Genomic DNA, 16,835 nt, shown 5'->3' with positions numbered 1-16,835 from the left:
CCACTATCAGATTTATTACATGGTATATAGCTTATATGAGTGATCCCAGGCTAACTACCTATGTTCTAGGATAAACAAAATTTGTTATACCCACTCTCTTAGTATATAAATATGCATACATCAACATTTCATACATAAACTATATAAAACATAAACACCATTTCTAAATGAAGAACAATTGTATTGATTTCATATAACCAATTATACTAACAATTCATTTTTAGGATAACATACGATTCTGATTTTCTATCCGCTTCATCAAATTATTCTCTTATAAGCTCATGTAGAAAACTTTTTCCGTAAGGACTAGAACAGTTAAAATTATCTAAAATAGTTTGGCCTAAATCAGCAAAAGTTGACCTAACACCTACGTTAATCGACTTAGTAAATTGTTTAGAATATCCTAATAACGGAACTCGTTCCCTTGTATGATCTGTGCCAGTCCAAGTAGGATCATTTCCGTGATCTGCTGTAATTAACAATAAATCACTCTCATCAAGCAAAGGTAAAATCCCTCGCAATTGACAATCAAATTCTTCAATAGCTCGCTTATATCCTGTCACATTACGGCGATGACCATACAAACTATCAAACTCAACAAGATTAACCATCATTAATCCATTGGTAAATTCATGATCCAATAAATATGAAACCATTGCCATTCCATGTGCATTTGACTCTGTAGGATACGATGCACTCCACCCTACATGAGCATAAATATCACCAATCTTTCCTACCGCTATCGTTTGATAGCCTGCCCGTTGTAATAATTCTTGATTCATGGTGTGTTCCGGCATTCGACTATAATCATGACGGTGAGAGGTTCTTTCAAAGGATCCTAAGTTACCAATAAAAGGACGAGCTATAACGCGTCCTACTGCATAAGGACCAATGCATACCTTTTCACGAACAATATGACATATGTCATATAACTCATCAAGAGGAATAATATCTTCATGGGCGGCAATTTGGAATACCGAATCTGCTGACGTATAAGCGATAGGTTTTTTCGTAGCCATATGCTCTTTTCCCAATCGTTCAATGATTTCAGTACCTGATGCAACTTCATTTCCCAAATAACCAACACCAGTTTCTCTTTCAAAAGCCTCCATCAATTCACTAGGAAACCCATTATAAAATGTAGGAAACGGTGTATCTACTGGATGTCCCATCATTTCCCAGTGGCCGCTGGTTGTATCTTTACCCACACTAACTTCTTGCATTTTTCCATATATTCTTGCCATAGATTTATGGTTTGTTTTAGTCATATCCGCGATAGATTCAAGCCCTAGTGATCGCAGCATGGGGCAATAAATAGGGCCCGCAACTTCTTCGATGTGACCTAACGTATTCGCCCCATCATCACCAAATTTTTTAGCATTAGGATCATGTCCAATTCCTACACTATCCATAACTAATACAATAATCCGTTTAAACATAATAACACCTCCTACCGATAGGAATCTCTATTTGATAAACGGCATGGCTAACAATAACGCCGATAATGTTTTCGTATCTTTAATACGTTCTTTCTGAATTACGCTTAATAACTCATCTACTGTATAATATTCTAATTCCACGTATTCATCTTCATCCCAATGAACTTGACCAGAAGATAAATCTTTAGCTACATATAAATGAATTACTTCATTACAAAACCCTGCACTAGTAGCGATAGTTCCCAAAGGAATCCATGTCGATGCCCGATACCCTGTTTCTTCTTCCAACTCTCGTTTAGCACACACCAAAGGATCTTCATCACCATCCAATTTACCAGCAGGTATTTCTAGTAATGTTTGTTGCAAAGCATATCGATATTGTTTCTCCATAACAATTTTTCCGTCATCAGTCACGGCTACCACCGCACTAGCACCTGGATGATGTACTACTTCACGCCATGCCTGTTTGCCATTTACCTCTGCCATATCATATGTTACTTTAATCAATTTTCCATCAAATTTCATATCTGATGATAATGTTCGTTCTATCATATCTCTCATACATACCATCTTTCTTTTTATATAATTTATATAAGGAATAAGAAAATAGCCATAGGCATACGCCTACGGCTATTATTATTTATTTCCTGTACTTCCAATACCGCCTTTACGAATGCCTTGTGCATCATCTTCATTTGTTAATAAGTATTTGGAAAAAATTCCCTGTGCTACACGTTCACCTTTATCCAATGATACTGCTTCTGAACCTAAATTATAAAGGCCAATGAGAATATGTCCTTCATTTTCCTCATTATTATAGTAATCACTGTCAATAATACCAGTACAATTTGCCAACATCAAATGACGTTTAATAGCTATACTAGAACGTATATGAATCGCTAAATATTCATCATAATTCATAAATGCTTTTACGCCAGTAGCAACTAATCGCACTTCACCTGGTTGAATGGTAACACTTTCGCCACATTCTATATCATAACCAGCACTTTCTGATGTCTTACGTTGTGGTAGATTAATATTTTTTTCTTCAAAACTAGATATAACTTCAAAGCCTCGAATATCCATACAAAACTCCTTACATACGATGAGGTCATCAGAAATATATTATTTCAAACAGTCTTTACGAGATAAATTAATGCGACCTTTATCATCAATTTCAATCACTTTGACCATAATCTGATCACCTACATTAACAATGTCTTCTACTTTTTCTACTCGTTCTTTAGCTAATTTAGAAATATGAACTAATCCTTCTTTACCAGGTAAAATTTCTACAAATGCACCAAATTGCATTAACCGAGTAACAGTACCTAAATAAGTCTCGCCCACTTCAGGTTCTTTAACAATATTAGTAATAATTTCTCCAGCTTTCTCTGCACCAGCAGCTTCAACAGAAGCGATGGATACTAATCCATTGTCATCAATATCAATTTTAGCACCTGTTTCTTCAATTATACTCCGAATCACTTTACCACCTGTGCCAATTACATCTCTAATTTTATCAGGATCAATTTGCATAGTAATGATTCGTGGTGCCCATTGTGACATAGTATCACGAGGTTTTGAAATAGTATCAAGCATAATGTTCATAATATGCATACGGCCAATATGAGCTTGTTGTAGTGCTTCTTCTAATATTTCACGGGACAAACCAGAAATTTTAATATCCATTTGAATGGCTGTAACACCTTTAGCAGTACCAGCTACTTTAAAATCCATATCTCCCAAAGCATCTTCCATACCTTGAATATCTGTCAATATGGTATAATGTTCACCTTGTGTCACAAGACCCATTGCAATCCCTGCTACTGGTGCTTTAATAGGTACACCTGCATCCATTAACGATAAAGTACTACCACAAACAGATGCCATAGAGCTAGAGCCATTGGATTCTAATACTTCAGACACTAAGCGCAATGTATAAGGAAATTCTTCTTCCGATGGAATAACAGGAACTAATGCGCGTTCCGCCAAGGCACCATGTCCAATTTCACGACGTCCTGGACCGCGCGAGGAACGAGTTTCGCCTACTGAAAAAGATGGGAAATTATAGTGATGAATATATCGTTTTTCTGTTTCAGCACCAATACCATCAATTGTTTGTTTTTCAGAAAGAGGCGCCAATGTACAAACATTTAACACCTGTGTCTGTCCACGTGTAAATAGGCCTGAACCATGTGTACGTGCTAATAGACCTGTGCGGCATGAAATCGGACGTACTTCATCTAGCTTACGCCCATCTGGACGAATTTTTTCCACCGTAATCATATGCCGTACAATTTCTTTAATTAATTTATCAAACGCCATATGCACCTGATCCATATCATCTGCATATATATCTGTGAAATGAGCTTCCACATCATTCCATACAGCCTCTTGTTGCATATCACGTTGCTGTTTATCCACACATCGAACGGCTTTATCTAAAGCTTCATAGCAATAGTCTTTAACAGCATTCACTATATCTTCTGAAATCTCTTTTGTTGGAAATACACGTTTAGGTTTGCCAACTTTAGCTATAACTTCTTCCTGGAAAGCTACAATTTTTTTAATTTCTTCATGCGCCGCCATAATAACTTCTAATAAAGTTTCTTCTGGGACTTCTTCGGCGCCACCTTCAACCATCAAAATGGCATCTTTTGTACCCGCCACTACTACATTCAAATCTGAGATTGCTAATTCTTCAACTGTTGGATTCACTACCAGCGAGCCATTAACACGCCCCATTCGTACCCCTGCAACAGGGCCTGCCCATGGAATATCAGAAATGGCCAATGCTAATGAGGCACCAATCATACCACAAATTTCTGGTGCATTATCTGGATCTGCAGACATAACTGTTGCCACTACATGAACTTCATTACGGCAACCTTTATCAAATAAAGGACGAATTGGTCGATCAATTAAGCGACTAAATAAAATAGCACTTTCTGGTGGACGTGCTTCACGTTTAATAAATCCACCTGGCAAACGACCTACAGCATACATTTTTTCTTCATAATCCACTGTTAATGGAAAGAAATCAATATCTTTCGCATCTTTAGAACCTGTTGCTGTTACTAATACAGCGGTATCACCATATCGTACCATAACAGCGCCACTTGCTTGTTTTGCCAATTCGCCAGTTTCAATAGAAAGTGTTCGACCAGCTAATTGCATTTGGAATTCTTCCATTCCAATTCCTCCTCTTAATCACTGTATATTATAATCTTTATTATTATAGCATGACCTAATCATTTATACAAAAATCTCATCAATTATTTCACAAGCAACTTACATGTAAAACACTAATCGCCACTAGTAGCAATACATGATATAAGATTAATATGCTTGTTAACTATATCTTTCTTCAATAAAGCTGGTTTTAAATTTTTTCTCTATTATATAAATCTTTAAAAATATAGTAGGTCATAATAAGACGTATACGTCTTATTATGACCTATGCGTAAATCTATCTATTTCATCATATAATACGTACTATAAAACACCCTATATATTTCCATGCACTTTCATACGAATTAAGCATTATTCCATATTTCAAATATTCTTTCATTATCAAGTGTTACGGCAAAAAAAATAGCGTTCTAGTATCTTACTATCATAGAAATGTAAAGTTACTGCACTATATCTGATTATTTTTTATCGAACCAAGCTCCCACTGCTGAAAGCATAGCTTTCATTCCCGTAACTAATGTTGTTTCTAAATCAACCACCCAAAATGGTGAGTGCGGTCCTGGTAAGCTACCGATATCATCATTCGCTACTGCTTGATTATATAGTTCAGGCGCAGTACTTCCAATAAACCAATATACATACGGTATATGCCAAGCACGCCCATAACGACTAAAATCTTCACTAGCGCCTAGCGGACTCATTTCGAAAGCATTATCACCAAATGTCAAAGCAAACTCTTTTTCTATCTTTTTAGTAGCAGCTACATCATTAACTGTAAGAGGATAATTATTAATTTCTTCAAACATTGGCATTTTAGGTGCCTTTGATGCTTGTGCTTCTGCATTGCAAATCCGTTTAATTGCCTCTAACATATGAGCTCTAACACTTTCATCAATAGTACGAATATTCAATTTAATGTATGCTTCATCAGGAATAATATTTTCTGCTTTGCCCGCATGAAATTCACCAATAGTAAGTACTGCCTGTGTTTGTGGTGCCACTTCTCGAGACACAATAGTTTGCAATCTAACCACTGCCGAGGCGGCCATAACGATGGGATCAATCGCATTATTTGGCATGCCTCCATGACCTCCTTCTCCGAAGAAGGTTACTTTTAAACTATCTCCAGCTGTCAAAATTTGACCTGGTCGATAGCCAACTGTACCAGATTTAAAAGACATTAAATGCTGTCCTAATATAATTTCAGGCTTAGGAATATGAGCCAACAAATTATCATCTATCATGGCTTGTGACCCTTCCGCCGTTTCTTCTCCTGGTTGAAAGATGGCTACAATAGTCCCAGACCAGGCATCTTTTTTCTTGGCTAATACGGTAACAGCTCCTAATAACATGGTAGCGTGCATATCATGACCACACATATGTGATACAGACGTTTCATGTCCTTTACGATCAATCATAGTCTTGACACTGGCATAGGATAAGCCGTTAGACTCTTTCATTGGCAAGGCATCCATATCAGCGCGAAGCATAATAGTAGGGCCTTCTCCATTACGAATGATGGCTACTACACCAGTGCCTCCTATCCCTTCAGTAACATCAATGTCTAATTCTTTTAGTTGATTAGCTATATAAGAACTAGTCTCATATTCTTGCATAGATAGCTCAGGATTTTGATGAATATGTATATATACTTCTTTTAAGGCAGGCAATTCATCTATAATAATAGATTCTACCTTTTCTATTAATCGCATAAAACACCCACTTTTTTAATGTATACTTAAAATATATTGATAGTTACAGTATAATCCTTACTCATAGTAAATACAATATAATGCCTGTACCAGCTTAACCAATCATATTCATATGCTAAGAGCAATGCATATCCATCATTTATAAAAATTCCATTATCTACCGCTTTAAAATCTATACAACTGATATACAAAAAAGGCATCAGTGCCACGCACTGATGCCTTTACTTTTGGCGGAGAGCCAGGGATTTGAACCCTGGGTACGGAGTTCACCGCACACATGATTTCCAATCATGCTCCTTAAGCCACTCGGACAGCTCTCCATAAGGTACTTTATGAGTATACCTTGTAATCAAATAGATGTCAACCAAATTTTTATAAATCTGCAAATTTATAAATTTACATGCAATAAACGTCCATCTTTATATATAATGCGAATAGTAATACAACAGACATCAAATTACCACCACTTCATCTTATAAAATAAAGTGAACTCATACTACTAATTAGATTGTCATAGCTTCACTCATCATAGCAATACCATCAACACCCCATGTTAATACATCTTGATAGGTATGACTTGTAACTCCACCTAATGCATATATTCTAAAAGGTAATGTCTTTCCCTTTTTAGCTTCATAAACTATGTCCATATCTCTAGCATCATAATTCCTATCTAAATTTGTATCACCACAATTAGTATGTATTTCATTAATAATCGATACTACCCCAGATTTACCCAAAGCTATAGCATTAGGTTTACATGATGTAGGTAATACGGGACTGATAAGGATATAGTTCCAACCTGTAATAGAGTACTGTTTTATATAGGCAAGCCAACTTTTCCACTGCCCGACAGAATGAATCGACGTGCCTTTAATATGTTTCGATAAAAATCGACCAATCATAGGATTTGTATCTATAGACTTACCAAATTTTCTTACTATATCTTGCAACGAATACAATGGCATATGAACATACAAGTCTCGAGTAACAATTCTATCTATATCTTCTAATCCTTGCACCATCATTCCATGAATAAGCATCCGACAATGATCCATTATAGGGAGTAACTCATCAATTAATTGCCAATACGTATCATGATCCATATCAGGTTCTCTAATAATAACTTGACAATCACCATAGTTTGTAATCCAATGTGAATCTCCATAGAAATGTAGATGTTCTTTATGATGAACTGCATCTTTATGACACTCTATTATATACGTAATTTGATCTTTCAAGGGTCTCTTGGCTAATCTTCGATTACTAATAATAGTAATAGGATACATCTTAATTCACCCGTCTTTTATCCTACATAAATATAATCGCTCATCACTGGTTGCATGTTTTTATCTTTAATGGCCTTCATTACTTCTTCTACGCTGCGACTATCAGAAATTTCAAATTGTGCATCGCCTTCGGCCTCTTCCTCTTGATTAATTCCTCCATGACTACCAATCCCTGTGCTAACACCAGCTGATATTTTAGTTGCTCCCAAGGTGATAACATGATCTCTGAAAGTAGGTTTTTCTCGCGTAGAAATCGTAATGCTAGCAAATGGTAAAAACAAACGATAGGCTAATATAACTTGCAATAATTGTGTTTCATGAACATCTTTAGGATTAATAGTAGCATCATTAACGATAGGACATAATCGAGGGCAAGAAATAGAAATTTCTGCATGCGGATATTTTCGTTGTAATAACCATGCATGATATCCTGTGGCAAACGCATCTTTTCTAAAGTCATCAAGGCCCAATAGAGCCGCAAAGCCAACTCCGCGCATGCCACCCATAAGTGCTCGCTCTTGTGCTTCTAAGCGATATGGGAAAATACGTTTATTTCCTCCCAAATGCAAAGTTTCATATTTTTTATCATTATATGTTTCTTGAAATACAGTAACATAGTCGCAACCACATTCATGTAAATAACGATAATTTTCTATATTAGTCGGATAGATTTCAATGCCCACCACCGAAAAATATTGTTTAGCTAATTCACAAGCACGTCCAATATACTTTATATCGCTCCAATATTCACTTTCACCAGTTAAAATCAAAATTTCTTGCAATCCAGTTTTCGCAATGGACTCTAATTCAATAATAATTTCAGCTTCATTCAATTTAGCTCGGTGAATATTATTATGGCAATTAAATCCACAATATACACAATAATTTTCACAATAATTGGAAATGTATAAAGGTGTAAATAATTGTACATTATTACCAAAATAACGATGACGAACAGAGGCCGCTTTTGCCGCTATTTCTTCTAGAAATGGTTCTGCTGCAGGTGATAATAAGGCTTGAAAATCTTGTACTGATAAGATATCTTTCTGTAAGACTCTCTTTACATCTTTCGCTGTATAATTACAATAATCATAAGCATTCATAGCTGTGATTACAGATTCACGTACAGTACTATCAATTTGATCCATATATGGCATATATTTCATATGATCTGTTTTATTATTCGGAATAGCAACTCCATTCATATAAAAACTCCTATTCTAATTAGCAATATGTTTACTTTACTATCACCTATTCATGTATAAATGGTCGACCAAGCTAAACATACGACTAATATACATCACAAAATTCTAACTATTTAAATTATCACGCAAGCAGATTAAGAAAACCACTTAATCTATCAAAAATCCTGTTAATGGAGATGATGCTTCAGCCCCCGAATCTAATATGCGTCCTAATTTTGCTAAATATCCTAAACGGCCTGCTTCAACGGCTTGTCCAAAAGCTCGTGCCATCATAGGAATATCGCCAGCTGTAGCAATGGCCGTGTTCACCATAACTGCAGTAGCTCCCATTTCCATAACCATCGCTGCTTGTGATGGTGTACCTATGCCTGCATCTACAATAATAGGCACATCCACTTCATTAATTAGTAATTGAATAAATGCTTTTGTTTCTAAGCCACGATTGGAACCAATAGGTGCTGCTAAAGGCATAACTGCCGCTGCTCCAGCATTTACTAAATCTCTTGCCACATATAAATCTGGATACATATAAGGTAGAACCGTAAAGCCCTCATTAGCTAATATTTCTGTAGCCTTTATGGTTTCATAATTATTAGGTAGTAAATATTTAGAATCACCAATAACTTCTACTTTTACTAATTCACCACAACCACATTCTCTTGATAATTTAGCAATGCGAACTGCTTCTTCTGCTGTTCTAGCACCACTCGTATTAGGTAATAAACTAACCGTATTAGGAATATAATCCAATATATTTTCTATCTTTCCACCTACGGCACGTCGCAATGCCAATGTAACAATTTCTGCATGAGCTTCATTGATTGCTGCCTGAATTAAAGGTAAAGAAAACTTACCTGATCCTAAAATAAACCGCGATGTAAATGTATGATTTCCTAATGTCCATGTATCCATTATTATGTCTCCTTATTATATATTACTAACTATTACTCAAACACTGTATCATTTTATTCGCCATATGCCCGGCACATACCATAACACGAGCTGCGGTAATTTTTCCCAATTCATCAATATCACTTTGAAAGTCTCCACACACATACCAATTATGACGGAACTGTCTACACAGGATATCATTACTATCACCCCAGCCGGCCATGCCAGAACATCCGATCAAACAAATAAGATTAGGTAACTGCAAAATCTCCTCTGTAAGCCACGCTTTCGTAGTCGCCTTATCAACTGCCTCTATAATAAATTGTTCTTTCTCTAAAATATCTCCTATCGTATCTTGACTTACCCACCGTGATTCAACCTCAATGTGTACATTAGGATTAACCTGTTCTAAATACGCTTTTAAAGCTATTACTTTATCAATCCCAACGTCTGCATGCGTATAACATTGTCTTCCTAAATTACTCACATCTACCGCATCTCGGTCAATTAACCGTAAGGTTCCCACTCCAGCACGACACAAAGCTACCGCTACATGAGATCCAATTCCACCAACGCCTATGATTGTCACCCGCTTATGACTTAATGTATTTTCCATATATACCCTCTCTAAAACGACAATACTACTCTCTACTGTGCATTAGCCGCCACCAACAAACGATACAATTTCTATAATGGATCCAGCTACGACTAATGTATGATTCCATACATCGCGCTTAACAATATTTCCATTATATTCAACCGCTACTCGTTCTAAACGATATCCTAGTCCTATAATTAGCTGTTCTAATGTTATTGATTTTTCTTGATCATATCCAAGTTGCTCCAATAATATAGAGTACGAATACATCTGTCCATTAATCCTAAGTGTACACTCATCTTTCATACATATCACCTCTGTCCTATATATTATTGTATATGTCTATTCTATATAGTATGTACCAATACAAATCAGTTACTAAAAAAGACACCAAGAAATCATACCCGTGGTGGTATGCCCCTTCGTGCCTTAGCAGTCTAATCATATCTATTTAATTAATTAGTAATAAACTATACTATAATATTCACTATAATTAAAATACAGGAACACCAATGTAGTATCCCTGTTCTCTATTATGCATCCCTACGTTGGCATTATCCAAATCAGGTTCTAGGTCAAAACATTCGTTTACTCTCAGCCAACCAGTGTTAGCTCCCTTTTCATATATAATTATATTTTCATTATACTAAAATTTTCAAATTTATCAATAGGAATTTACTATTTTATAACGATCAATTCTATAGTAGTCAAACATTGACGATATAAATCTATAAGACCCCTATATAAGAACTAATTATTATAGAAAATTATTTCTCATATTTCATAACATCTATCAAACTGTCTAAAAACTAACATCTACTAAAACATACTATCCTATTGATATGAATAGCCTACGGCGCATCAATTTTTTACCTATCCTCATAGCCTTTTACTATTACTAGGAAATTATTATACCATTACAGAGCTTCTTCTATATCTAATAAAACAGGCTTAGAAGCTTTTAAACTTTTTTGTATATCAATAATTCGTTGATTTGATGATCCTCTAAATGGCAACGATGGATCTTTTAATGCATCTACAAATAATCCGTCAACTAATACATCGCACAATACTAATAATCTATATTTATGAGGGCACGCCATAATTTCTTCAAATGTATAACCAGAATACGCCCAAATGTCTTTATCCGGTATTGCCGCTCGTACATTAGTTACCAATTCTACCAATCCATCAACATTTTGAAAAGGTTCTCCCCCAAGTAATGTAAGTCCGCGAATATTTTCATCCTTTATATAGTCAATAACTTGCTGTGTTTCTGTATCCGTCCATTCTGCACCTGCAGTAAAATCTTGATATGACTCATTAAAACAATTATAACATTTATGAGTACAACCAGTTACAAATACAGACGTACGAATCCCTATTCCATTAGCTATATCATACTTTCGTATTTGTCCATATCTCATAATAAATCCCTACCATCATCATAGCTATACAAACAATACTTATCATGAGAATTGCCTGTATAGCTATTTTTAATTTTACACGATACAAATCAACTTACTCGTATATACGCATTTTTCTTACATTATATAATCCGCATCATATAAAAACATACCGTCTAGTAACCTGATGCAGCCTAACACGTCATCTAAATATGCATAACTCGGTCTTTAATTTCTTTAGTGCGTCCTTCATTCCAAAAATTTTCACCTAAATAACCACAAGTGCGACGAATAACAGTTAATGTATCACGATTTGTATTATGACATCGTGGACATTCCCACTCATTATCATCATTTACAATGATTTCTCCATCAAATCCACATTCATGACAATAATCAGATTTTGTATTAAATTCAGCATACGAAATATTATCATAAATGAAACGAATCATTGATAGTACTGCTGGTATATTATGCGTCATATTAGGAATTTCTGCATACGAAATACATCCACCAGTTGATTTCTTTTGAAATTCAGATTCATAAGCAAATTTATCAAACACATTAATCTCTTCACGCACATTCACATGATAGCTATTAGTATAATAACCCTTATCTGTAATATCTTCAATCATACCAAATCTAGCGCGATCAATAGATGAAAAACGATTTGTCAAACTTTCAGCTGGTGTTCCATAAATAGCAAACCCTATATTGGTTTCTTTTTTCCATGAATCTACGGCTTCATTCATAACGTCCATGATTTTCATAGCAAATTTTTTACCCCGAGGGCTTGTGTTAGATTCACCAGTAATTAATCTAGTAGCTTCATAAATACCAATATATCCTAAAGAAGCAGTCGCATACCCTCCCAATAAGTATTTACCAATACATTCGCCTTTTTTCAAGCGAGCAATGGCTCCATGTTGCCAATGAATTGGTGATACATCACTTGTTACATTTTTTAATAAATTATAGCGTAATAATAGTGCTTTTTTACAAAGCTCTAATCGTTTTTTCATAATTTCAAAAAATATTTCTTCATCGCCATTAGCCAAGATTGCCATTTGTGGTAAGTTAATACTAACTACACCCATATTAAATCGTCCATCAAATACATATTCACCTTTTTCATTTTTCCATGGTGATAAAAAGGATCTACATCCCATCGGACTAAATACGTTGCCTTCATAAATTTCTCTCATTTTCTTAGCGGAAATATAATCAGGATACATTCTCTTAGCTGTACAACGAGCGGCTATTTCCGTTAAGTAATAATATGGTGCATCTGGCGTCGCATTATGCTCATCTAACACATAAATCAATTTAGGAAACGCCGGAGTGATATATACATTAGCTTCATTCTTAACTCCAATAATCCGTTGTTCTAAAATTTCTTCGTCAATAAGTGCCGCTTCTTTGGCGTATTCACTATGAGGATCAAAATACATAAATAATGTAACAAATGGAGCCTGTCCATTCGTTGTCATTAATGTGTTAATTTGATATTGAATCGTCTGTATTCCATCTTTTACTTCTTTACGTGTACGTTTCCATGCAATTTCTTTAGCTTTTTCTAAATTAGGTTCTATACCGTAAATTTCAACTTGTTCTTCTAATACATTAGCTAAAATTTTATCATATGATTTTCTCACAAAAGGCGCTAAAATTCGATCAATACCGTTAATACTTTGACCACCATACTGTCCTGAAGCTACTTGTGCAATAATTTGTGTCGTTACGGTGCAAGCTACTTGAAATGATTTAGGTGTATCTATTTTTTTACCATTAATCACAGTCCCATTCGTTAACATATCTTCTAAATTAATTAGACAACAGTTAAACATAGGTTGAATAATGTAATCCATATCATGAAAATGGATAGCCCCACTATCATGAGCCTCTAAAATATCTTCAGGAATCAGTTTACGTCGAGCAATATCTTTACTAATCTCACCAGCAATCAAATCTCGTTGTGTAGATACAATAGCTGCATCTTTATTAGAATTTTCATCTAATACAGCAATATTAGTGCTATCTAATAACCCAAGGACACCTTCATCACTGGTATTTACCTTTCGTTTAAAAGCTTGAACCGCCTTATATCCTTCATAAGCACGTGCTGTAGCTGGATTATTATATTCCAATAAACGATAATATACTTGATCTTCAATAGCATAAATAGTTATATCTTTATGTAATTTATGAGCATATTCCTCAATTTCAGTAGCAATCTTATCAGCTAAGCCTTCTTCATATAAACCAGTACTACTGTGCATTGCTTTTTCAATGGCCACAACAATTTTATTTTTATCAAAATCAACTACTGTACCATCCCGTTTAACGACTCGCAACATAACGTTTCCTCCCCTTATACGACATCTATTTAATTGCTCTATTTAAGACACAGATGCAAACTAATTGTAAAACACACTAGTCACATCCTATATTGCATAGTATGTTTTTTCATAAATTAGAATTCTTATCAATAAGTATACTATATATAGTAATTTTGCTCAACACAAATACTATATATACCAATTATGCTATTTTTTCATATGTATAGTATTGACATTTTATAAAATCCTAAACACCTCTATTTTCCTTGTCTATTACTCATGCATATAAAAATAAATGAATATTTTATCATGTTACACATCTTTATAAAGTGGCATAAATACTAGATATATTATTTTAGCATAGTAATAGCCTCACTATATCAATTACTCACACATTTCTTATAAATGATTTCTGTAAAACAATCTATAACTATGCTAATCATCTAACTCAACAACCATATATCTACAATTCACCGTATATAAAATTCCATAGAAAAATCACTCCTATGATATATCCTCATAGGAGTGTTTATTATGTATTTTATATGTTTGTGCTACTACATGACTCATGATAAATATATACATGCTCTGGCACTAAACAGTCTATCTGCTATCAATAGTCTGCCAAATTATTTACCGCCCATTAAGGTCTCCCACACTTCATACAAATGATCTAACTCTTTTTTCTCCATCTCTAATTCACGGGCCACTCTTTCTAATTCGCCTATATCAGATTGTAGTGCTGGATCCATTAACTGTGTTTCATACATTTTTATAGTAGCTTCTGCTCTAGCAATGTTCATTTCTACTTCCCCTAGTTTCTTCTCGGCCATATACGAATTAGTAGGTTTAAGAATAGGTGTATCCATTATACTCGTATCATCAGAGTCTTGCATTTTTTTTCTAGTGAAAGCAGTAGTCTCTCCTACCTTGTCATCATTCGTGTTTTGAATGATGCCTTCTTTCTGCTGTTGCGACAAAAATTCTTGTTCTTTTATTTTTTCTTTATAATACGAATAGTTGCCCATATATTCTGTTATATGTCCATCTTTTAATGCCAATGTGCGCGTCGTTATTTGATCTAAAAAATACCGATCATGAGAAATAACAAAACAAGTCCCTTCAAAATCTTGCAAGGCCTTCTCTACTACTTCTCTAGTACCGATATCTAAATGATTGGTTGGTTCGTCGAGTATTAAAAAATTATTTCCTTCTAAAAATATTTTCAATAATGCTACTCTAGCTTGTTCTCCCCCAGATAGATCCTTAATACATTTAAAAACATCATCTCCACGAAATAAAAATCTTCCTAGCACATGTCTCGCTTTTTCTTCAGATCCATCAAAATAGCTCTTCACTTCATCAATCACTTGCCATTGTGGATGCAATGTTTCATGTTCTTGAGAAAAATATCCTACCTCTACTCGGTTTCCTACTGTAATCGTTCCGTCAATAGGCGCTATATCTCCCATAATAGTCTTAACTAATGTAGATTTTCCTGCCCCATTAGGCCCAATCAACGCTACCGTTTCGCCTCTACGAACGACTGTTGATAATCCACTCGCAATAGGTTGCTGACGGTCATAGCCTACTGTAACATCATCTAAAATTAGTACCTTATCCGCACTCATAGACGGTTTAGGGAACGTAAACGCGATTTGTTCTGTTATTACCGGTGCCTCAATTCGTTCTAATCGATTTAATTGTGATTGTCGTCCTCGTGCCATTTTTGATTTAATTCCTGCACGATATTTATCAATATATGCTTCCGTTTTCTTAATATACTCTTGCTGTTTTTCATAAGCAGCTGCCATTGCTTTCATAGCATGCGCACGCTGATTAATATACTTTGTATAATTACCTTTGAATACATTGATTTTACATTGCTCTAATTCTACTACACTGGTAACAATATGATCTAAAAAATATCGATCGTGACTAATGACTAGAATTCCTCCTTTATAAGAAGATAAATAATTTTCTAGCCATTCTAGCATATCCATGTCCAAGTGATTCGTTGGTTCATCTAAAAACAAAAAATCTGGACTACGTACAAGTGCTTTCGCCAAATTAATACGTGTTTTTTGACCGCCAGAAAATTCATTAGCCGACTTTCTTAAGTCACTATCAGAGAATCCTAATCCCTTAATAATTCGTTTTGTTTTTAGTTCATATTCATAGCCGCCGAGCCATTCTAATCGATTCTGCAAATAATCTAATCGTTGTAATTCTTCTTGATTAGGTTCATGACATGCCATATAAGAAGTCAACTCTTCTAACTGACGTTCCAAGTGATGAATATCTGCCCAAGCAGATTGAATTTCCTCCTCTAAACTACTATCCCCTAAATTGACATCTTGTTGTAAATAACCAATTTTAACAGTACCGTTTTTAACAACCTGCCCTTTGTCTAGTTCCTCTAACCCTAAAATACATTTCATCAAGGTAGATTTTCCTGCTCCATTAGGTCCTACTAGGCCTATACGTTCACCTTGTTTTATCTCAAAAGACACATTAGAAAATATTTGGTCAATACCAAATGATTTTTCTAGCCCTATCATCTGAATGCGTTCCATATCATCCTCCTAGGATTTTAAACTCAATACTATTATCTTACCACGAGTACAGCAATTAAAAAAGAGAACTTATACGGCCTATCATGATAGAAATTTCTAATCTCTTTTACATATGATTAGAATAATACTTTCATAGTATACCTATAAGTTCTCTTATTATGTTCCATCGATACACGTATATAGAA

13 protein-coding genes, 1 tRNA gene and 1 riboswitch are annotated in these 16,835 nt (G+C 34.9%); all 14 genes read right to left on the bottom strand.

The features are described from left to right. Positions 1-263 precede the first annotated feature (263 nt). The 14 genes from P6940_RS03735 to P6940_RS03670 all read right to left on the bottom strand — a co-directional run bounded on the left by P6940_RS03735 (position 264) and on the right by P6940_RS03670 (position 16,650). The gene (locus P6940_RS03735; RefSeq protein WP_277293236.1) at positions 264-1,439 is read right to left on the bottom strand and encodes a phosphopentomutase; all 1,176 of its coding nucleotides are present in this window, start codon (positions 1,437-1,439) and stop codon (positions 264-266) included. A gap of 27 nt (positions 1,440-1,466) precedes the next feature. Then, the gene (locus tag P6940_RS03730; RefSeq protein ID WP_277293235.1) at positions 1,467-1,991 is read right to left on the bottom strand and encodes an NUDIX hydrolase; all 525 of its coding nucleotides are present in this window, start codon (positions 1,989-1,991) and stop codon (positions 1,467-1,469) included. A gap of 84 nt (positions 1,992-2,075) precedes the next feature. Further along, on the bottom strand, positions 2,076-2,525 hold the full coding sequence (locus P6940_RS03725) for a deoxyuridine 5'-triphosphate nucleotidohydrolase (RefSeq protein ID WP_028256959.1): 450 nt from the start codon (positions 2,523-2,525) through the stop codon (positions 2,076-2,078). Between the two features lie 39 nt (positions 2,526-2,564). Beyond that, positions 2,565-4,634, bottom strand: coding sequence for a polyribonucleotide nucleotidyltransferase (locus P6940_RS03720; protein WP_277293234.1), 2,070 nt, complete (start codon positions 4,632-4,634; stop codon positions 2,565-2,567). Positions 4,635-5,092: 458 nt separating this feature from the next. Beyond that, positions 5,093-6,346, bottom strand: a complete 1,254-nt coding sequence (locus P6940_RS03715) for an amidohydrolase (RefSeq protein ID WP_277293233.1) — start codon at positions 6,344-6,346, stop codon at positions 5,093-5,095. A gap of 228 nt (positions 6,347-6,574) precedes the next feature. Continuing rightward, a tRNA-Ser gene (locus P6940_RS03710) sits at positions 6,575-6,666 on the bottom strand. A 183-nt stretch (positions 6,667-6,849) separates the two neighbouring features. Beyond that, positions 6,850-7,635 carry a thiamine phosphate synthase gene (locus P6940_RS03705; RefSeq protein WP_277293232.1) on the bottom strand — a complete coding sequence of 262 codons (786 nt, stop codon included), beginning with the start codon at positions 7,633-7,635 and terminating at the stop codon, positions 6,850-6,852. Between the two features lie 17 nt (positions 7,636-7,652). After that, positions 7,653-8,840 carry a 2-iminoacetate synthase ThiH gene (gene thiH / locus P6940_RS03700; protein ID WP_277293231.1) on the bottom strand — a complete coding sequence of 396 codons (1,188 nt, stop codon included), beginning with the start codon at positions 8,838-8,840 and terminating at the stop codon, positions 7,653-7,655. Positions 8,841-8,987: 147 nt separating this feature from the next. Then, positions 8,988-9,752, bottom strand: a complete 765-nt coding sequence (locus P6940_RS03695) for a thiazole synthase (protein ID WP_028256964.1) — start codon at positions 9,750-9,752, stop codon at positions 8,988-8,990. 25 nt (positions 9,753-9,777) lie between these two features. Continuing rightward, positions 9,778-10,347: a sulfur carrier protein ThiS adenylyltransferase ThiF gene (gene thiF, locus P6940_RS03690; RefSeq protein ID WP_051211924.1), complete on the bottom strand. Its 570-nt coding sequence runs from the start codon at positions 10,345-10,347 to the stop codon at positions 9,778-9,780. 42 nt (positions 10,348-10,389) lie between these two features. After that, complete coding sequence (thiS, locus tag P6940_RS03685; RefSeq protein WP_277293230.1) at positions 10,390-10,635, bottom strand: sulfur carrier protein ThiS; 246 nt, start codon at positions 10,633-10,635, stop codon at positions 10,390-10,392. A 217-nt stretch (positions 10,636-10,852) separates the two neighbouring features. Then, positions 10,853-10,958: riboswitch (TPP riboswitch) on the bottom strand. A 288-nt stretch (positions 10,959-11,246) separates the two neighbouring features. Then, positions 11,247-11,756 (bottom strand): anaerobic ribonucleoside-triphosphate reductase activating protein, encoded by a 510-nt coding sequence (nrdG, locus tag P6940_RS03680; RefSeq protein WP_038151231.1) that lies wholly within the window; start codon positions 11,754-11,756, stop codon positions 11,247-11,249. A gap of 185 nt (positions 11,757-11,941) precedes the next feature. Next, positions 11,942-14,092: an anaerobic ribonucleoside-triphosphate reductase gene (nrdD, locus tag P6940_RS03675; protein WP_277293229.1), complete on the bottom strand. Its 2,151-nt coding sequence runs from the start codon at positions 14,090-14,092 to the stop codon at positions 11,942-11,944. A gap of 611 nt (positions 14,093-14,703) precedes the next feature. Beyond that, positions 14,704-16,650 (bottom strand): ABC-F family ATP-binding cassette domain-containing protein, encoded by a 1,947-nt coding sequence (locus tag P6940_RS03670; protein WP_277293228.1) that lies wholly within the window; start codon positions 16,648-16,650, stop codon positions 14,704-14,706. Positions 16,651-16,835: the final 185 nt, after the last annotated feature.

It is taken from the genome of Veillonella montpellierensis, from assembly GCF_947090115.1.
Taxonomy (GTDB): Bacteria; Bacillota; Negativicutes; order Veillonellales; family Veillonellaceae; genus Veillonella; species Veillonella montpellierensis.
Note: the sequence above shows the minus strand (reverse complement) of the source record. Positions and strands in the feature narration are given on the sequence as shown.